Below are 18,712 nucleotides of genomic sequence, written 5' to 3'. Positions count from 1 at the left end.
GATGACAATCGTTTTCAGAAGAGTGTCCGGATCTACAGCCTTGCCGCTTTCAGCGCCATGTGCAGCAGCAACCGGTGCTCGCCGTCGTCCAGGTCCAGGCCGGTCAACTTCTCGACGCGGGAGAGGCGGTAGTAGAGCGTCTGCCGGTGGATGCCCAGTTCGGCGGCGGTGCGGGCGGCCTGGCCGGCGCAGTCGAGGTAGACCTCGGCGGTGCGGGCGAGGTCGCGGTGGGCGGGGGTGAGGAGAGGGGTGACGGCCGGGTCGTGGGTGGCGTCCGGGGGCAGCGAGGTGAGCAGCCGGTACGGGCCGATGCGGTGCCACTCGGCCACCGGACCGAACCGGGGTTCGGCCAGGGCGGCGCGCGCGGCTGCCGAGGCCTCCTGCCAGGCGGTGCCCAACTCGGCGAGTCCGGTGCGCGGTTCGCCGACCCCGGCCGCGCCCGCCCCCTCCTTGAGCAGCCGTGTCGCCGCCGCCAGCGCCGGGGTCCGGGCGTCCGGTGACCGCAGCCGGACCAGTACGGCGAGGCTCTGGCCGGCGGTGCCCCACGGGACCGTGCACAGCGCCGTCGCGTGCGGGACCGTACGGGCCGACGGGGCGTCGTCCGGGTCGGGCGACGGCCAGGGCGCGATGCACACGACGGCGTGCAGGCCTTCGCCGCGCGGGCCGAGGGCCGTACGCAGCGCCGCCACTGCCATGTCCCGCTGCCAGCCGCGCTCGGCGGTCAGCACTTCCCGCAGCTCCCGTGTGAGATCCGCGCCCGCCTGCGCCTCGTCGGCAAGCAGTGCGCCGATCCGCCCGGTCACATCCATCGCGGCGGCGAGCTGCTGCTCGGTGGGGCCCGGCTCGCCCTCGAGCAGCCAGACGTACCCGAGGACGACACCCCGATGGCGTACGGGGAGACAGATCCGTCCCCGGTGGACCCCGGCCTCCGGAGTGGGCGGGATGCGGACCGGGGCGGTCGCGCGGGTGATGCCGAACCCCTCGAACCACGCCCGGACCGCCGCCGTCGAGCGCCGGGTCAGGATCGAGCGGGCGCGCACCGGGTCCAGGGCGGACGCATCCAGCTCGTCCTCGCTGTCGTACGCGCCGAAGGCGATCAGCTCGAAGTCGCGGTTCTCCAGCGTCGCGGGGACGCCGAGCAACTCGGAGATCTCGTCGACCAGCTCTTGGTAGTCGTCCGCTCGGTGAAAAGAAGGAGTGTCGGCCGTCACTCGGGCATTCTCCCGCAGAATCACCGGGCCTTCATACATCTGTCTGAGATCTGCGGCACGGATGCGTGACAGCTGTCGATGGCCGACGATCGGAGGGATCCTTAGGTTTCACGGTGGTTCTATCTGCTGTTTGTGGAGGTGCCCCGTGCTGGGTCCCGTGATTCTTGCCGCGTCGCGCAGCGACCGGATGCGACGCCTGATCTCGGCGGCCCCGGTGACCAAGCAGGTCGTCGACCGCTTCATCCCCGGTGAGACGGTCGACGAGGTCGTGCCGATCATCCAGGACCTGACGTCCAAGGGCCTGGAGCTGACCATGGACGTCGTCGGCGAGGACATCACCAACCCCGAGCAGGCCGAGGCGGCCCGCGACGCCTACCTGGAGCTGATCGACCGGCTCAAGGAGCTGGAGCTGGGCGCCCGTGCCGAGATGTCCGTGAAGCTGTCGATGTTCGGCCAGGCGCTGGACGGCGGTCACGACCTGGCACTGGCCAACGTCCGTCCCGTCGTCGAGGCCGCCGCCGCGATCGGCACCACGGTCACCCTGGACGCGGAGGACCACACCACCCTCGACTCGATGTTCGCGATCCACGACGAGCTGCGGAAGGAGTTCCCGCAGACCGGCTGCGTCATCCAGGCCTACCTCTTCCGCACCGAGGCCGACGCCCGCCGCCTCGCCGCGAACGGCAGCCGCGTACGGCTCGTGAAGGGCGCGTACAAGGAGCCCGCCGACGTCGCCTACCAGCAGAAACACGAGACCGACAAGGCGTACGTCCGCATCCTCAAGGTTCTGATGGAGGGCGACGGGTACCCGATGATCGGGTCCCACGACCCGCGCCTGATCTCCATCGCCCAGGAACTGGCCCGGCGTGCCCGGCGCAAACTCGACGAGTACGAGTTCCAGATGCTCTACGGCATCAGGAGCGACGAGCACCTCCGGCTCGCCGCCCAGGGCCACCGCATGCGCGTCTACACCGCCTACGGCACCGACTGGTACGGCTATTTCATGCGACGGCTCGCGGAGAAGCCGGCCAACCTGCTCTTCTTCGCTCGCTCGACCCTCACCAAGGGCTGACCCACCCGCTCAGTAAGGAGTTACGGAACTTATGGACGCTGTGACCCAGGTCCCCACCCCCGTCAACGAGCCGGTGCACGGCTATGCCCCCGGCTCGCCCGAGCGTGCCCGGCTGGAGGCCAGGCTCAAGGAGCTGGCCGAGAACCCGGTCGACCTGCCGATGACGATCGGCGGCGAGAAGCGGATGGGCGGCGGCGAGCGGTTCGACGTCGTGCAGCCGCACAACCACAAGGCGCGTCTCGGCACGTACGGCAACGCCACCCAGCAGGACGCGCAGGACGCCATCGACGCGGCCCTCGCCGCCGCTCCGGCCTGGCGTGCGATGTCGTTCGACGACCGTGCCGCGATCATCCTGCGCGCGGCCGAGCTGCTGTCCGGCCCGTGGCGGGAGACGCTGGCCGCCTCCACCATGCTCGGCCAGTCGAAGACCGCCCAGCAGGCGGAGATCGACACGCCCTGTGAGCTGATCGACTTCTGGCGCTTCAATGTCGCCTACGCCCGCGATCTGCTCGCCGAGCAGCCGGTCGCCAACTCCCCGGGCGTCTGGAACCGCCTCGACCACCGCCCGCTGGAGGGCTTCGTCTACGCGATCACGCCGTTCAACTTCACGGCGATCGCGGGCAACCTGCCCACCGCCCCCGCCCTGATGGGCAACGTCGTCGTCTGGAAGCCGTCCCCGACGCAGACCCACGCCGCCGTGCTGCTGATGCAGCTGCTGGAGGAGGCGGGCCTGCCCAAGGGCGTCATCAACCTGGTCACCGGCGACGGCATCGAGGTCTCCAAGGTCGCCCTCGAGCACCGCGACCTCGCCGGCATCCACTTCACCGGCTCGACCAAGACCTTCCAGTACCTGTGGAAGACGGTCGGCGCCAACATCGAGAAGTACCGCTCCTACCCGCGCATCGTCGGCGAGACCGGCGGCAAGGACTTCGTGGTCGCCCACCCGAGCGCCGACCCCGCGATCCTGAAGACCGCCCTCACCCGCGGCGCCTTCGAGTACCAGGGCCAGAAGTGCTCGGCGACCTCCCGGGCGTACATCCCGGCGTCGATCTGGAACTCCGGTTTCCGTGACGAGTTGGCGACCGAGGTCGACGGCGTCGCCATGGGCGACGTCACCGACCTGTCGAACTTCATCGGCGCGGTCATCGACGAGCGCGCCTTCGCCAAGAACAAGGCCGCGATCGACCGGGCCAAGGAGGACCCGACCTGCACGATCGTCGCGGGCGGCGCCTACGACGACTCGGTCGGCTACTTCGTCCGCCCGACGGTCGTCGAGTGCACGGACCCGGCCAACGAGGTCTTCACCACCGAGTACTTCGGCCCGTTCCTCGCGGTGCACGTCTACGAGGACGACCGGTACGAGGAGATGCTGACCCAGATGGAGTCGGTCACCGACTACGCCCTCACCGGCTCGGTCATCGCGGGCGATCGCGCGGCGGCGGCGTACACGATGGACAAGCTGCGCTACGCGGCCGGCAACTTCTACATCAACGACAAGTCGACCGGCGCCGTCGTCGGCCAGCAGCCCTTCGGCGGCGGCCGTGCCTCCGGCACCAACGACAAGGCCGGCGCTCCGCAGAACCTGATGCGCTGGACCCTGACCCGCGCCATCAAGGAGACGCTGGTCCCGCCGACCGACTACACCTACCCGCACATGGGCTGACGGCCCCGGCGAAACTCCGCCCCCGTTCCGGATCCCCCCTCCGGAGCGGGGGCGGTTTCCATGCCCCGGCGGGCACACTGGACACCCATGGAGACCGTCACGACGGACGACGGCGTACGGCTGTGGGCGAGCCGGTCGGGCCGGGGCGAGCCGCTGGTGCTGTGCCACGGCGGACCGGGACTGTGGGACATGTTCGAGGACGTGGCCTCCCTGCTCGCCGACACGGCCACGGTCGTGCGCTGGGACCAGCGCGGCTGCGGGCGTTCGGAGCGGTGCGCGGGGCCATGGACGACCGAGCGTTTCGTGGCCGACCTGGACGCCGTACGACGGCACTTCGGCCTCGACCGGATGGCGCTGCTCGGCCATTCCTGGGGCGCGCAGCTGGCGTTGAGCTATGCGCTGGACCGTCCGGAACGGGTCGATGCGCTGATCTACGTCAGCGGTACGGGCATCGTGCCGGAGTCGGACTGGCACGGCCCCGTCAAGGAGAACTTCCTCGCGCGGCTCGGTGAGGATCCCGAACGGCTGTCCCGTTGGCAGGACTTGCCCAAGGAGGACCGGGAGCGTGCGGTGCTCCAGTGGTCCGCCGAGTTCGAGGACCGTGAGCGGGCGCTGGAGCATGCCGGGCGGATGGCCGACCCCTGGTTCGGCATCAACACCGAGTGCAACACGGCCCTGAACGCCGAGAGCCGGCGCACCTGGGGCGCCCCTCAGCTGTACGACGCCTGCCGCGCCCTGGACCTGCCCGTCCTCATCGTCGACGGTGCCCAGGACATCCGCCCGCGCTCAGCCGTCGACTCCCTGGAGCGGGCCCTGCCGAACGTCCGCCGGGTGAGCCTGCCGGAGGCCGGGCACCTGCCGTGGGTGGAGGATCCGAAGGGCTTTCGGGAGGCGGTCGTGCCGGCGCTGCGGTGACCTACTCGGCGATCTCCGTCCGCTCCCACCACTCGTACACGGGCAGCCGGCCCTCCGTCGTGTCTTCGTGCCGCTCGGTCGCCCGGAAGTGCTCGTATCCGCCGCGCAACTTGATCTTCACGTCTGTCCCCGGGGGCGGGGCCGGGACGATCCGCTCGGGCAGATCGTCGGGGCCGCCCGCGAGCAGTGCCTTGGCCGTGTCACTCATGAGGTCACGGGTTCCCGCTGCCGCGGGACGAAGTCGCATGCCGCGAAAAGGATCAGTCGTGTGGGGGAGGGGGATCCGGTGAAATCCCAGGTCAGCGCGGTGTGACGTAATCCGCCGTCTCAGATAGTAGGAAGTCCGAGTAATTGTGGAGACAGACGCTCCGTCCTCCCTTAACTTTGTAGGAGCCGAACGTCTCGCTCGATCAAGCGAATGGCGGACGTGAGCCGGGCCCCGTGCAGGCAACCCCTGCGGCCACCGCTCCCCGCCCCACCCGGCGTCTCGTAACCCCTGCCCGAACTCCAGGATTATTCGAAGGAGTCGATTTCTCATGGCCGAGACGACCGCCCGCCGTCGAGTCCGTCACCTCTCCCGCACGAGCGAGTCCGACCGCAAGAACGCGGCCGCCGCCCTCCAGCGCGCCCTCGACCGCCGGGACAACGGCGGCGCGACGGGCCACTGAGCCGGCGCCTGTCGCACAGAGAAACCCCATACCGGGAGCCGCGCCCGTACGGGGTGCGGTGCGGGGCCTATGCTCCGCGCCGCACCTCGAAGTGGTCGATGCGTTCGCCGCTCTGCGCCAGCGCCGACACCTTCAGCCGGGGTGCCGCACCGCTCTCTGCCTCCACCGAGAGGAAGGAGAAGCCCCGGTAGCGCACCCGCGACCACTCCACGGTCTCCGTCTTGGCGAGCCGTGACCTGGTCCACTGGAAGGTCGTCACCGACTCGCGCTCGCGGACATGACCCTCGTAACTCTCCTCAGCGCCGACCGGAAAGCCGTACAGATCCTTGCCGCCGCCGCCCGCGGTGACGTACACGATCCCGTCGCGCGTCGGATCCGTCGACTCGCCGATCGGTACCGGCTTGCCGACCTCGCCGTTCTTGATGGCGTCCGTCCGCTCGTACACATGGTTGTGTCCGTTGATCACCAGGTCCACCTCGTGCCGCGCGAACAGCGGCAGCCACTCGGCGCGTACGCCGCCGTCGGAGGCGTGGGTCGACGTGGAGTAGGCGCAGTGGTGGAAGAAGACGACGATGAAGTCGACGTCCGCGGACGACCGCAGTTCACGCAGCTTCTCGTCCAGCCACTTCGTCTGCCGGCCGTCCGTGTAGCCGAGGTTGGCCGGGATCTCGTACGACACGTCGTTCGCGTCCAGCGCCACCACACCGACGTTTCCGTAGGTGAACGCGTACACGCCCGGGGCGCTGCGCGGGTCGAAGCCGTTGTCCGGGAGGGAGAAGCGGGCCGCCTGGCCGCCGTAGCCGTCCGGCGAGTACCAGGCCTCCATGTCGTGGTTGCCGGTGGTCACCATCCACGGCACCGATCTGGCCACCGTCTCCGTCTGCTTGAGGAACAGGTCCCAGTGCCCGGGGTCGTAGGAGTCCGACTCCTTGCCCCGGCCGTTGACGTTCGCGTAGCAGATGTCGCCGGCGTGCAGATGGAAGGCGGGGTCCTGGCGGAGCAGTACGTGGTCGTTGGCTGCCGCGTCCTTGCCCACGCCCTGGTCGCCGAACGCGGTGAAGACGAAGGTCTTGGGAGTCGCCGGCGCCGTGCGGAAGGAGCTGATCGTCGAGCGGCGGTCCGGGGAGGCCGGGTCGAAGCCGTCGTGGCCGACGCCGTAGTAGTACGTGGTGCCGGGGCGCAGGCCGTCCAGGGCCGCGTGCACGTAGTACTGCTCGAACGCCGGGCGCACGCCCTGGAGTTCGGGGGTGTGCAGATCGCGCACCTCGGCCTCGATCTTCCGGCTCAGCTCCTCGGGCCGGGTGCCGATCCGGACGTACGGCTTCTTCACCGCGGCCGGAACCTGCCAGGAGATCCGCATCTGCGTCTTCGGGTCGGCGCCGAAGGCGAGATGGCGGCCGAAGGGGGTGACGACGGAGCCGGGGACCTTGGTGGTGGCGGAGGTCGTGGCGGAGGGTGACGGCTTGGTCGTCGTCGTTCCCGATTCCGAACATCCGGTGAGCAGTCCGCCCGATACCGCGCCCGCCGTCACCAGCGTGCGGCGGCGGGTCAGTCTGGTGCGCAGGTACTCGTGCTGCTCGGCCATGCTCATCCGGCGCGCGAGCTGCGGCGGAATACCGAAGTCGGGAAGGTCCATGGCTGTGAACTTCCCAGCGAAGCCCAACACCCGCCATACGTACGGGTGAACGGAGGCCGACGCCGTGGTGTTGCCGTCGGCCGTCTGTCCGCATCCCGGACTCCTTGTGTCATCCCATGGGACGAGAGGTAGGGTGCCGATATGTCTCGCAGCCTCAATCTCGCAGTGATCCCCGGTGACGGCATCGGCCAGGAGGTCGTGGCCGAAGGCCTGAAGGTCCTCTCCGCCGTCCTCCCGCAGGATGTGAAGCTGGAGACGAAGGAGTACGACTTCGGCGCCCAGCGGTACCACGCCACCGGTGAGACCCTCACCGACGCGGACGTGGACGCCCTGAGGAAGCACGACGCCATCCTGCTCGGCGCCATCGGCGACCCCTCGGTCCCATCCGGCGTGCTGGAGCGCGGCTTCCTGCTGAAGCTCCGCTTCCTCTTCGACCACCACGTCAACCTGCGTCCGTCGAAGCTGCTTCCGGGTGTGGACACGCCGTTGAAGGGTGAGCCGTCCATCGACTTCGTCGTGGTCCGCGAGGGCACCGAAGGCCCGTACACCGGCAACGGCGGCACCATCCGCAAGGGCACCGAGCACGAGGTCGCCACCGAGGTCTCCGTGAACACGGCCTTCGGTGTCGAGCGCGTGGTGCGCGACGCGTTCGCCCGTGCGCAGGCTCGTCCCCGCAAGAAGCTCGCACTGATCCACAAGAACAATGTGCTGACCTTCGCGGGTCACCTGTGGACGAACATCTTCAACAAGGTGGCCGAGGAGTTCCCCGAGGTCACCACCGAGTACATGCACGTCGACGCGGCGACCATCTACCTGGTCACCCAGCCCGAGCGGTTCGACGTGATCGTCACCGACAACCTCTTCGGCGACATCATCACCGACCTCGCCGCCGCCGTCTCCGGCGGCATCGGCGTCGCCGCGAGCGGGAACATCAACCCGTCCGGCGAGTTCCCCTCGATGTTCGAGCCGGTCCACGGTTCCGCGCCCGACATCGCGGGCCAGGGCAAGGCCGACCCCACCGCCACGGTCCTGTCCGTCGCCCTGCTCCTGCGCCACCTCGGCTACGAGGCCGAGGCCGCCCGGATCGACGAGGCGGTCTCCGTCGACCTGGCCGAGCGCACCGGCAAGCCCGCCCGCAGCACCGCCGAGATCGGCGACGCACTCGCGGTACGAGTAGCCGGCTGACCCGCCGCGCTACAACAAGCCGCCGGGTCTTCAAGTACCCGGCGGCTTTTCTATGTCCCCGCCGGGTGCCACCATCATCCTCTGGGTCGCATTCACGCCGATATCTTCCACGGCCCGCGCTTGCGATAATCGAACGCGGAGCCGCGGTATGAGGGAATGCTCGGACGTCCTAGCACTGGCCACTGGCAGTACTGGCGTGAGCGCGGCCCGTCACACACAACCGGTGAAGGACAACTCATGACGACGCCCACGATCGAGCTCAAGCCCTCGGCCTCGCCACTCTCCGACGCGGAGCGTGCGGCGATCCTGGCCAACCCCGGGTTCGGCCGCCACTTCACCGACCACATGGTGGTCATCAAGTGGACGGCGGGCCGCGGCTGGCACGACGGCCAGCTCGTCCCGTACGCGCCGCTCTCCCTCGACCCCGCCACCATGGTCCTGCACTACGCGCAGGAGATCTTCGAGGGACTGAAGGCCTACCGCCAGCCCGACGGCTCCGTGGCCATGTTCCGCCCGGACAAGAACGCCAAGCGCTTCCAGGCGTCCGCCCGCCGCCTCGGCATGCCGGAGCTGCCGGTCGAGACGTTCATCGAGGCGTGCGACGCGCTGGTGAAGCAGGACGCGGCCTGGGTTCCGGCGCACGGCGGCGAGGAGTCCCTGTATCTGCGGCCGTTCATGATCGCCACGGAGGTCGGGCTGGGCGTGAAGCCGGCCGGCGAGTACCTCTTCCTGGCCATCGCCTCTCCCGCGGGCGCCTACTTCCCCGGCGGCGTGAAGCCGGTCTCCATCTGGCTCTCCGAGGACCGCGTCCGCGCCGTCCCCGGCGGCATGGGCGACGCGAAGACGGGCGGCAACTACGCGGCCTCCCTCCTCGCCCAGGCCGAGGCCGCCGCCAAGGGCTGCGACCAGGTCTGCTACCTCGACGCCGTCGAGCACAAGTGGATCGAGGAACTCGGCGGTATGAACCTGTACTTCGTGTACGGCGACAAGATCGTCACCCCCGCGCTCACCGGTTCCATCCTCGAGGGCGTCACCCGCGACTCCCTGCTCACCGTCGCCCGCGACCTCGGCTACAGCTCCGAGGAGGGCCGCGTCTCCATCGACCAGTGGCAGCGCGACGCCGAGAACGGCACCCTCACCGAGGTCTTCGCCTGCGGCACCGCCGCCGTCATCACCCCCGTCGGCACCGTCAAGCGCGAGGGCGCCGAGTGGCAGCAGTCGGGCGGCGAGCCGGGCGAGGTCACGCTGAAGCTCCGTCAGGCGCTGCTGGACATCCAGCGCGGTGTCACGGAGGACAAGCACGGCTGGATGCACCCGCTGGGCTGAGCGCACACCGCGCACGCCGAAGCCCGCCCCGGAAGGTCGTGTCCGGGGCGGGCTTCGCCTTCTCAGGACCTCTCGCCCCGCACCCGATCGAGGATGCCCTCGGTCAGCTCTCCCGCCCGGTCGTCGAGGTTCCACTTCCCGTCCCGGTAGGCGTGGTTGCTCACCCAGAAGACGAGGACGCCGTCGCGCAGGGAGCGGCCGAGCAGCGCCAGTGACCAGTCGTTGCCGCCGTCGTGCCAGGCCACCGGGCCGTCGGGGGTGTCGCTGATGGTCCAGCCGTAGCCGTACGAGTCGTCCGAGTCGGGCTCCGGCACGCGTGGCTCGAACAGCTTGTCCCTGGCCCGCGCCGACAGGATCTCGTCGCCCAGCAGAGCGCGGTGCCAGCGGAGCATGTCGCCCGCGGTGGAGAGCATGCCGCCGTTGCCGCGCAGGTTCCAGTACGGCCCGTCGGCGGCCCACGGGTGGTCGAAGGGCCTGCCCTGGCTCCGGCCCGCGCTGTCGTACTCCACGGCGACCAGATGCCGTGGCCACCGGGGCAGCACGTACCCGGTCCGGGTCATGCCGGCCGGGGCGAACAGATGCCGGGCCAGGAACGGCTCGTAGCCCTCCCCGGACGCCTTCTCGACGATCGCGGCGAGCAGGCTGTAGCCGGTGTTGGAATAGGAGAACTCCGCTCCCGGCGCCGACCGGAGCTTCGACGCCAGCGCCCCGCGCACCAGTTCGTCGCGCGAGAGGGCGTCGTAGTCGTCGCCGAGCCCCTCGATCAGGCCCGACGTGTGGGTGAGCAGGTGCTCGATCGTGATGGCGCGCTTGTCGTCCGGCACCGGTCCGAGGTACCGGCCGATGCGGTCGCTCACCCGGAGCCGGCCCATCGCCTCCAGTTTCACGATCGCGGCCGCCGTGAACTGCTTGGTGACCGACCCGACGTCGTACACCGTGCGGCAGCTCGCGGGGGTGCCGGCGGCGCGGTTCGACGTGCCGAACCCGCCGCAGTACGCGAGTTCGTCACCGTGTGCGGCGAGCACGGTGCCGCCGGCGCCCTTGGGCCAGGTGCGGTGGACGAAGTCGGCGACCGAGTCGCCGTCGTGCGGCGGTCGTGACTCGGCCGGGGGAGCGCCGAGCAGCAGCAGCGCCAGTACGGCGGCGGCAGCGCCGGCGAGGCGGCGGCGGGAGCGGGAGCGGAGAGACGGACCCATGTGACCTCCAACGGCGGGAATCCGCACCGAGGTTGACCGCCGCTCTCGCCGTTGCTCAAGCTGTCAGGGCGTTCGAGCTTGTGCGAACCTGTGTACGTCCAGCTCACCAGGGGGGATCACGATGACCACCGCACCGCCCACACCGCCCGACACCGACGCCGCCGCCTTCGTCGCCGCACTGCGCCGCCTCAAGGCCTGGTCGGGCCTCAGCTACCGCCGCCTGGAACGCCGCGCGGCGGACGCGGGCCACACCCTGCCGTACTCCACGGCGGCGACCATGCTGGGCCGCGAACGGCTGCCCCGCGCGGAACTCGTCGCCGCGTTCGTGGCGGCGTGCGGGGTGCGCGGGGCGGAGGCCGAGGCGTGGCTGGACGCACGCAGCCGTATCGCTTGCGGGGCGGCGGACGCGGGACGCGCTGCGGTGGACGCGGGAGGTTCCGTCGGGCTTGCTGCGGTGGACGCGGGGAGCCCCGCCTGGCGCCCCGCAGTGGTGACGCCGCCGGCCCGGAGCGAGCCGATGGAGGCCGTGCCGCTGCGGCGTCCACGGCCACTGCGGTGGGCGCCGGTCGCCGCTGCCGTGATCCTGACCGCCCTCCTCGGCGGGGCACTGGCGAGCGGCGATCTCACCGACGACGAGGAGATACGGCAGTCGCGGACCGCCTACGACGTCACCGAGGCGCGCTGAGCCTTGGTGCCCTCGACACCCTCGGCGGCCACCGGCGTACGACCCGCCCGCGCCGTCAGCGCCAGGTAGCCGATCCCGCCCACCGCGCCCGACAGCAGGAAGCTGCAGTCGACCCCGCCGGTCAGGGCCAGCAGCGGGCCCTCGTACGACGGCAGGGACACGGCCAGCAGACCGGTCACCGCGCCGGCCGCCCAGGACACGGTCGCCGGGATGTGCCAGCCTGCCCGGTACCAGTAAATGCCGCCCCGGGAGCGGCGGTTGAAGACCTGGAGGGCCTCCGCGTCGTAGGCGCCGCCGCAGCGGACATGGCCGATGAGGGTGATCACCGCCCACGGCGTGCCGATCGCCGTCAGCAGCAGCACGAAAGACGTCATCGCCGACTGGGCCTCCCACGCGTAGTGCCCGACGAACACACAGGCCGTGGCGATGACCGCGACGGCACAGGTCGCCCGTGCGCGGGAGGCACGCGGGACGATCGCGTCCAGGTCGAGGCCCATGGAGTACAGCATCAGGCCCGCGTTGCCGACCGAGCCCGCGGAGGCGGCCAGCAGGAGAGGCAGCAGGTACCAGGTGGGGGCGGCATCCACCAGCGGGCCCGCGTAGTCGAGGGCCGCGCGTGCCGCGTACGCCGTGAAGGTGCCGAAGAGTTGGGGGATCAGCAGGCCCAGCAGCAGCCCGAGCCAGGTCGCGTGCAGGACCCGGCGAGATGTGTGGCGGGCGGGTGAGATGTACCGGGTGTAGTCGCCGAGGAGGGTGATGAAGGCGATCGGCCCGGACAGGCCCGCCGCCACCATCGCCAGCAGCCACGTCGGCCAGAACCCGCCCAGCAGATACCCGCCCGCCTCCGGCAGCGCGCCCGTCGTGAAGTCCGGGGCGTACGCGAAGACGCCGAGCAGCAGTAGGGCCGTCATGCCGATCGCGAGGACGCGGGACATGGCGAGCAGCACGCGGTAGCCGTAGATCGCGCCCGCGACAGTCGCCGCGGCGAGCAGCCCGTACACAGTGCCATATGACATTCCATCAGTCGGCAGTCCGAACAGCCGGCCCAGGACGCTCACCATCACATCACCGCCGATCCACAGGGTCAGGGCGGTGTAACCGAGGGCCAGCAGCAGGCCGACGACCGAGCCGACCAACCGGCCGCGCACGCCGAACTGGGCGCCGGACGACGTCGACAGGTTCGTCGCGGTGCGCAGGGAGACCAGCGCCAGCGGAGCCGTGAACAGCGTGCCGAGCACCGTGCCCACGGCGATCGAGCTCACCGACGCCCACCAGTCGAGGCCGAAGGACGGCGGCAGCCAGCCGAAGACGATCACGCCCAGGCAGAGGTTCGAGCCGAGCAGGATCGAGACGAGGTCGCGGGGGGAACTGGTGCGTTCCTCGTCGGGGACGGTGTCGACTCCGCGCTGTTCCATCGGCATACCTGGTCTCCTTCGCCTTGCCCGACACTTAGAACGCCACTCAATGTGAGTTATGTGATGGGAGACGTCAACCCTTCCGTTCTCGTGCGTTCATGTTTAGAGTGACGCTCGAAACGAAGGGAACGACATGCGGCTGACCCCCACCGAACGCGACCGGCTGCTGCTCTTCGGGGCCGCCGAGCTGGCCCGCGCACGCCGGGCCCGAGGGCTCCGGCTCAATGTGCCGGAAGCCACCGCGCTCATCGCGGACACCGTCTGCGAGGCGGCCCGGGACGGCGTCCGGCTCGCCGAGGCCATCGAGCGGGCCCGGTCGGTCCTGGGACCCGATGACGTGCTGCCGGGCGTCGCGGACGTCGTCACCGAGGTGCATGTCGAGGCCGTCTTCGACGACGGTTCGCGGCTCGCGGTGGTCTCGGACCCGATCGGGGGCGGTCTGGGGGAGGGCGCCCCCGGTGCGCTGCTGCCGGGACCGGAACACGCCGAGCCCGAGGCGGTCGTACGGCTGCAGGTCACCAACACCGCCACCGTGCCGGTCTCGGTGACGTCCCACTTCCACTTCTTCGAGGCCAACCCGCGCCTGGACTTCGTACGCGAGAAGGCCTACGGCATGCGGCTCGCCGTGCCCGCCGGGTCGTCGGTGCGGTTCGGGCCGGGGGAGAGCGTCGAGGTCGGGCTCGTGCCCATCGGGGGTGAGCGGATCGCGATCGGGTTCGCCGGTCTGGTCGACGGGGCGCTGGACGCGCCGGGGGTGAAGGAAGAGGCCCTGCGCAGGGCCGCCGCCTGCGGATATCTGGGAGTCGAGCGGTGAATCCGTACGAGTACGCAGCCACCCACGGCCCGCGCGCGGGCGACCGCGTCCGCCTCGGCGACTCGGGTCTGGTGATCCGCGTCGAGGACGACTCGCAGCGCTACGGCGACGAGTTCCTCGCCGGGTTCGGCAAGACCGCGCGCGACGGGCTGCACCTCAAGGCAGCCGCCGTGCGGGAGACCTGTGACGTCGTGATCAGCAACGTGGTCGTGATCGACGCCGTGCAGGGAATCCGGAAGGTCTCCATCGGCATCCGTGAGGGACGCGTCTGCTCCATCGGGCGGGCCGGGAACCCGGACACCCTCGACGGGGTCGATGTCGTCGTCGGCACGGGCACGTCGATCGTGTCCGGCGAGGGGCTCATCGCCACCGCCGGTGCCGTGGACACGCACGTCCATCTGCTGTCGCCGCGGATCATGGAGGCGTCACTGGCGTCCGGGGTGACCACCATCATCGGGCAGGAGTTCGGGCCCGTGTGGGGCGTCGGGGTCAACTCGCCCTGGGCGCTGCGGCATGCGTTCAACGCCTTCGACGCCTGGCCGGTCAACATCGGCTTCCTGGGCCGGGGTTCGTCGTCGCACGAAGCGCCCCTGGTGGAGGCCCTGGCCGAAGGGGGCGCCTGTGGCTTCAAGGTGCACGAGGACATGGGCGCCCATACGCGGGCGCTGGACACGGCGTTGCGGGTCGCCGAGGAGCACGATGTCCAAGTCGCCCTGCACAGCGACGGGTTGAACGAGTGCCTGTCGGTCGAGGACACCCTGCGGGTCCTGGAGGGGCGTACGATCCACGCCTTCCACATCGAGGGCTGCGGCGGCGGACATGTGCCGAACGTGCTGAAAATGGCGGGCGTCGCGAACGTCATCGGCTCCTCCACCAACCCCACCCTGCCCTTCGGCCGGGACGCGGTCGCCGAGCACTACGGCATGATCGTCTCCGTCCACGACCTGAAGACCGACCTGCCGGGCGACGCCGCCATGGCCCGCGACCGCATCCGCGCCGGGACCATGGGCGCCGAGGACGTGCTGCACGACCTGGGCGCGATCGGCATCACCTCGTCGGACGCGCAGGGCATGGGACGCGCGGGCGAGACGGTGCGCCGTACGTTCGCGATGGCCGGGAAGATGAAGGCCGAGCTCGGCGCCCCGGACGACGGCCACGACAACGAACGCGTCCTGCGCTACATGGCCAAGCTGACGATCAACCCGGCCATCGCGCACGGACTTTCCCACGAGGTCGGCTCCATCGAGGTCGGCAAGCTCGCCGACATCGTGCTGTGGCGGCCGGAGTACTTCGGCGCCAAGCCGCAGCTCGTACTGAAGGCGGGCTTCCCGGCGTACGGCGTGGTCGGCGACCCCAACGCCGCCACCGACACCTGCGAACCCCTCGTCCTCGGACCGCAGTTCGGGGCGTACGGCGCCACCCCCGCCGACCTCTCCGTGGCCTTCGTCGCCCAGGCCGCCGTCGACCAGGGCGACGACTCGATGCCGACGCGGCGCCGCAGGGTCGCCGTGCGCGGCACGCGCGGTATCGGACCGGCCGACCTGCGCCGCAACTCCCGTACCGGAACCGTCGAGGTGGACCAGCGCACCGGCCTGGTCACCCTCGACGGCGATCCGCTCCGCTCCGAGCCCGCCGACTCGGTCTCCCTCAACCGCCTGTACTTCCTGTGAGGAACCCTGTGAGCACTCCCGCCTCCGACGGCTTCCGCATGCCCGCCGAGTGGGCTCCGCACGAGCGCACCTGGATGGCATGGCCGGGTCCGAACCCGACCTTCGAGGACCCGGAGGACCTGGCGGACTCCCGTGCCGCGTGGGCGTCGGTCGCCCGGGCGATCCGCCGGTTCGAGCCGGTGACGGTGGTGTGCGGCCCGGGGCAGGCCGACCGAGCCCTGCTCGGCGACGGCATCGAGATCGTCGAGCGCGAACTCGACGACGCCTGGATGCGGGACATCGGGCCGACCTTCCTGACCGACGGGCGTGAACTCGCCGCCGTCGACTGGACGTTCAACGGCTGGGGCGCCCAGAGCTGGGCCCGCTGGGAGCGCGACGCGAAGATCGCCGCGTGTGTCTCGGACCTCGCGGGTGCGGTGAAGACGTACGCCTCGAAACTCGTCAACGAAGGCGGTGCGATCCACGTCGACGGCGAGGGCACGGTGCTGCTGACCGAGACGGTCCAGCTCGGCCCCGAGCGCAATCCCGGCTGGACGAAGGAGCAGGTCGAGGCGGAGATCCACGCCCACCTCGGCACCCGCAAGGCGATCTGGCTGCCGCGCGGCCTCACCGGCGACTACCCGCCCCACGGCTTCGGCACCCTGGGCCACGTCGACATCGTCGCCGCCTTCGCCCGCCCGGGTGTGGTCGTGGCCCATGTGCAGCCGGACCCGGCGCACCCCGACCACGAGGTGACGAAGGAGGTCGTCGGCCTGCTGACGTCCCAGACGGACGCGCGCGGCCGCCGGCTGGAGGTCGTCGAGGTGCCCGCCCCGACCGTCCTTGAGGCGGACGGTCACTGGGCCGACTACTCCTACATCAACCACTACCTCTGCAACGGCGGCGTGGTGCTCTGCGGTTTCGACGACCCCCGCGACGAGATCGCGGCCGGGATCTTCCGCCGGCTGTTCCCGGAGCGGACGGTGACGCTCGTGGACGCCCGGACGATCTTCGCGGGCGGCGGCGGCATCCACTGCATCACCCAGCAGCAGCCCAGGGTGCCGGTCAGGTAGAACGTACGGGTGAACGTACTGCTCTGCGCCGCTTGCGCACGTCGGATGACCGAGCCGCCGCGACCGCAGGAGACCCCCGTATGACCGCACCGGGAGCCCGTCGCCGTACCCCCGCCCCGCCCCGCGAGGACGTTCTCGCCGCCGCCATGGAGATGATCGCCGAGCGCGGTCTGGAGAAGCTGACCATGGCGGCGCTCGGTCGTCAGGTCGGGATGAGCAGCGGTCATCTCCTCTACTACTTCCACTCGAAGGACGAGCTGCTGCTCCAGACCCTGGAGTGGAGCGAGGGCAGACTGGGCGCCGAGCGCGGCCGGCTGCTGACGCGGTCCGCACCGGCCCGGGAACGGCTCGACGCGTACGTCGACCTGTACGTGCCCGACGGCCACCGTGACCCCCACTGGACGCTCTGGCTGGAGGTCTGGAACCGCTCGCAGAACGCCGACGACGAGGCCCGTGAACGCCAGGCCGCCATCGAGGGCGTCTGGCACCGGGACCTGGTGGCGCTGGTGGCGGAAGGGATGTCGAGGGGGGAGTTCCGGGCGGTCGACCCGGACCGCTTCGCCGCCCGGTTGCGGGCCCTGCTCGACGGCTTCTCCATCAACGTGGCCATCGGGCTGCGCGGCACGGACCGAGCGCAGATTCTCGGCCACGTACGGGAGTTCCTCGACGAGAACCTCCTCGCGGACGCCTGACCGCACGCCCTGGTTGTACGCAATAAGGGCGATTGACCCTGTAGCGCGTGGTGCGTTTGCCTCGAAGAGAGCCCTCGGCGCGGGGCCGGGGGAAGAGCGTCCACGGGAACTCAGGGGGAACATGTCCAACCACGGGGGAACGACCATGCACAGCAGCAAGCGGCTTGCCGCGCTCACTGCCGTCGCCGTCGCCGTCACGGTGGCGCTGACGGGGATCACGGCGAGCGCCGCACCCGGCGCTCCGCGCACCGAGCCGGTCAGCGGACGCCGAGGACCTCGACCCCAACGTGCCGCACGGCGGTATGTATCTGCGTGACCCGCACACCGGCAAGCTCCGTTTCGCGGGGTTCGGCGGCCTGGTGGCGGTCCTCAACGACGGCCGCTACGTCTACGTCCAGTACGGCCCGTCCAACGAGGACACGGACGTATGGATCCACGACATCCACACGGGGAAGCGGGTCGGGTTCGGCCTGGAGGTCCCCGAGGGCTTCGCCGGGCAGCCCGCCGGCGTCTCCGTGAGCCCCAACGGCCGCTATGCCGTCTACACGCTCCAGGAGAATGCCGAGAGCGACACCAGCGTGGTCTTCCTGCGGGACCGCGTCGCAGGCACCACCGAGCGGATCAGCCACCCGAGGCCCACCGGGGAGCCGCGCAACGCCTCCCAGCCGACGGTCAGCGACGACGGCCGCCGGGTCGTCTACCAGTACACCTACCGCAACGGCCCGCGCGGCGACGACTGGGGCGACATCTGGATGTACGACCGCGGCACGGGCGAGCGCACCCAGATCGACCGCTCCTACGACGGCTCAGGGACCGAGAAGGAGTCCCTGAACCCGTCGATCAGCGGCAACGGCCGCACCGTCGTCTTCGAGTCCCGCGACACCCATCTGGTCCCCGATGACAACGACGCCAGCTGGAACGTCCTCGTCCACGACATCGCCACCGGCGCCAACCAGCGCGTCCACGGCACCCAGGGCGGCCCCGGCGAGGTCTACACCCGCAACGCCGCGATCAGCGCCGACGGCCGGTATCTCACCTTCATGTCGGAGGTGACCGAGCCCGGCAGCCGCTACGGCAAGGAGTGGCCCGTCTATCTGCGGGACCTGAAGAAGGGCACCACCACCCTGGTCACCCCGGACACCACCGGCGGCACCGCGACCGCCGAGGTCCTGCCGGGCCGGATCGCCGACGGTGCCCGCCGTATCGTCTTCCAGTCGTCCGACCCGACGCTGATCCCGGCCGGCGACCTCAACGACGGCGCCGACGCGTTCGTACGCCACCTGCGGTGATCAACTGGCTGTTCGCATCCTGAGACGGACGGTGAGCGCGGGGGAAAGCTGTGCCAGACTGCCCCCGTGCTCTCGTTCGCCATGATTATTGGCAGCAGGCGCGCCGGTCCGCAGTGACCGCCACGTACGACCAGGTACGGGCGGACACCGTCGTCCTCGACCCGCGCGCAGACCTCTCGCACCCGCGAGGGGTTTTTCGCATTTCTGGCCCACCTACAGCCGG

The 18,712-nt window shown here is 70.5% G+C and carries 18 protein-coding genes; 13 read left to right on the top strand and 5 right to left on the bottom strand.

Annotated features, from left to right (window positions below):
* Positions 1-32: 32 nt before the first annotated feature.
* Entirely contained in the window at positions 33-1,250 is a 1,218-nt protein-coding gene (locus AB0I98_RS35910) for a helix-turn-helix domain-containing protein (protein WP_362949239.1), read from the bottom strand.
* Positions 1,251-1,356: 106 nt separating this feature from the next.
* Here AB0I98_RS35910 and AB0I98_RS35905 point away from each other — a divergent pair, with 106 nt between their 5' ends.
* The 3 genes from AB0I98_RS35905 (at position 1,357) to AB0I98_RS35895 (ending at position 4,861) form a co-directional block, all read left to right on the top strand.
* Complete coding sequence (locus tag AB0I98_RS35905; protein WP_362949237.1) at positions 1,357-2,283, top strand: proline dehydrogenase family protein; 927 nt, start codon at positions 1,357-1,359, stop codon at positions 2,281-2,283.
* Positions 2,284-2,314: 31 nt separating this feature from the next.
* Complete coding sequence (gene pruA / locus AB0I98_RS35900; RefSeq protein WP_362949235.1) at positions 2,315-3,946, top strand: L-glutamate gamma-semialdehyde dehydrogenase; 1,632 nt, start codon at positions 2,315-2,317, stop codon at positions 3,944-3,946.
* Positions 3,947-4,033: 87 nt separating this feature from the next.
* Positions 4,034-4,861: an alpha/beta fold hydrolase gene (locus tag AB0I98_RS35895; RefSeq protein WP_362949233.1), complete on the top strand. Its 828-nt coding sequence runs from the start codon at positions 4,034-4,036 to the stop codon at positions 4,859-4,861.
* 1 nt (position 4,862) lies between these two features.
* On the opposite strand, the gene AB0I98_RS35890 is transcribed toward AB0I98_RS35895, so the two are convergent.
* A complete protein-coding gene (locus tag AB0I98_RS35890) occupies positions 4,863-5,069 on the bottom strand; it encodes a DUF5988 family protein (RefSeq protein WP_362949231.1) in 207 nt (68 codons plus the stop codon).
* Between the two features lie 328 nt (positions 5,070-5,397).
* Between AB0I98_RS35890 and AB0I98_RS35885 the strand changes: the two genes are divergently transcribed.
* On the top strand, positions 5,398-5,529 hold the full coding sequence (locus AB0I98_RS35885) for a hypothetical protein (protein ID WP_301984497.1): 132 nt from the start codon (positions 5,398-5,400) through the stop codon (positions 5,527-5,529).
* A 67-nt stretch (positions 5,530-5,596) separates the two neighbouring features.
* Here AB0I98_RS35885 and AB0I98_RS35880 read toward each other — a convergent pair whose 3' ends face one another.
* The gene (locus AB0I98_RS35880; RefSeq protein WP_362949229.1) at positions 5,597-7,165 is read right to left on the bottom strand and encodes a metallophosphoesterase family protein; all 1,569 of its coding nucleotides are present in this window, start codon (positions 7,163-7,165) and stop codon (positions 5,597-5,599) included.
* A gap of 141 nt (positions 7,166-7,306) precedes the next feature.
* Between AB0I98_RS35880 and AB0I98_RS35875 the strand changes: the two genes are divergently transcribed.
* The gene (locus tag AB0I98_RS35875; RefSeq protein ID WP_362949227.1) at positions 7,307-8,350 is read left to right on the top strand and encodes a 3-isopropylmalate dehydrogenase; all 1,044 of its coding nucleotides are present in this window, start codon (positions 7,307-7,309) and stop codon (positions 8,348-8,350) included.
* A 237-nt stretch (positions 8,351-8,587) separates the two neighbouring features.
* Entirely contained in the window at positions 8,588-9,676 is a 1,089-nt protein-coding gene (locus tag AB0I98_RS35870) for a branched-chain amino acid aminotransferase (RefSeq protein WP_362949225.1), read from the top strand.
* A 62-nt stretch (positions 9,677-9,738) separates the two neighbouring features.
* On the opposite strand, the gene AB0I98_RS35865 is transcribed toward AB0I98_RS35870, so the two are convergent.
* Positions 9,739-10,872 (bottom strand): serine hydrolase domain-containing protein, encoded by a 1,134-nt coding sequence (locus tag AB0I98_RS35865; protein ID WP_362949223.1) that lies wholly within the window; start codon positions 10,870-10,872, stop codon positions 9,739-9,741.
* A gap of 121 nt (positions 10,873-10,993) precedes the next feature.
* On the opposite strand from AB0I98_RS35865, the gene AB0I98_RS35860 reads away from it, so the two are divergent.
* The gene (locus AB0I98_RS35860; RefSeq protein WP_362949222.1) at positions 10,994-11,557 is read left to right on the top strand and encodes a hypothetical protein; all 564 of its coding nucleotides are present in this window, start codon (positions 10,994-10,996) and stop codon (positions 11,555-11,557) included.
* Here the strand turns inward: AB0I98_RS35860 and AB0I98_RS35855 are convergent.
* On the bottom strand, positions 11,533-12,978 hold the full coding sequence (locus AB0I98_RS35855; protein ID WP_362949220.1) for a cytosine permease: 1,446 nt from the start codon (positions 12,976-12,978) through the stop codon (positions 11,533-11,535). The genes AB0I98_RS35860 and AB0I98_RS35855 overlap by 25 nt on opposite strands.
* 127 nt (positions 12,979-13,105) lie before the next feature.
* Between AB0I98_RS35855 and ureA the strand changes: the two genes are divergently transcribed.
* The 6 genes from ureA (at position 13,106) to AB0I98_RS35825 (ending at position 18,489) form a co-directional block, all read left to right on the top strand.
* A complete protein-coding gene (ureA, locus tag AB0I98_RS35850; RefSeq protein ID WP_362949218.1) occupies positions 13,106-13,786 on the top strand; it encodes an urease subunit gamma in 681 nt (226 codons plus the stop codon).
* The gene (locus AB0I98_RS35845) at positions 13,783-15,456 is read left to right on the top strand and encodes an urease subunit alpha (RefSeq protein ID WP_362949216.1); all 1,674 of its coding nucleotides are present in this window, start codon (positions 13,783-13,785) and stop codon (positions 15,454-15,456) included. Before ureA ends, AB0I98_RS35845 begins: the two co-directional genes overlap by 4 nt.
* 8 nt (positions 15,457-15,464) lie before the next feature.
* The gene (locus AB0I98_RS35840; RefSeq protein ID WP_362949215.1) at positions 15,465-16,508 is read left to right on the top strand and encodes an agmatine deiminase family protein; all 1,044 of its coding nucleotides are present in this window, start codon (positions 15,465-15,467) and stop codon (positions 16,506-16,508) included.
* 80 nt (positions 16,509-16,588) lie between these two features.
* The gene (locus AB0I98_RS35835; RefSeq protein ID WP_362949213.1) at positions 16,589-17,200 is read left to right on the top strand and encodes a TetR/AcrR family transcriptional regulator; all 612 of its coding nucleotides are present in this window, start codon (positions 16,589-16,591) and stop codon (positions 17,198-17,200) included.
* Between the two features lie 145 nt (positions 17,201-17,345).
* Positions 17,346-17,516: a hypothetical protein gene (locus AB0I98_RS35830; protein WP_362949212.1), complete on the top strand. Its 171-nt coding sequence runs from the start codon at positions 17,346-17,348 to the stop codon at positions 17,514-17,516.
* Complete coding sequence (locus AB0I98_RS35825) at positions 17,488-18,489, top strand: hypothetical protein (RefSeq protein ID WP_362949210.1); 1,002 nt, start codon at positions 17,488-17,490, stop codon at positions 18,487-18,489. The genes AB0I98_RS35830 and AB0I98_RS35825 overlap by 29 nt, the downstream gene beginning before the upstream one ends.
* The last annotated feature ends 223 nt before the right edge of the window (positions 18,490-18,712 follow it).

The organism is Streptomyces sp. NPDC050211, assembly GCF_040656035.1.
Lineage (GTDB): Bacteria > Actinomycetota > Actinomycetes > Streptomycetales > Streptomycetaceae > Streptomyces.
Note: the sequence above shows the minus strand (reverse complement) of the source record. Positions and strands in the feature narration are given on the sequence as shown.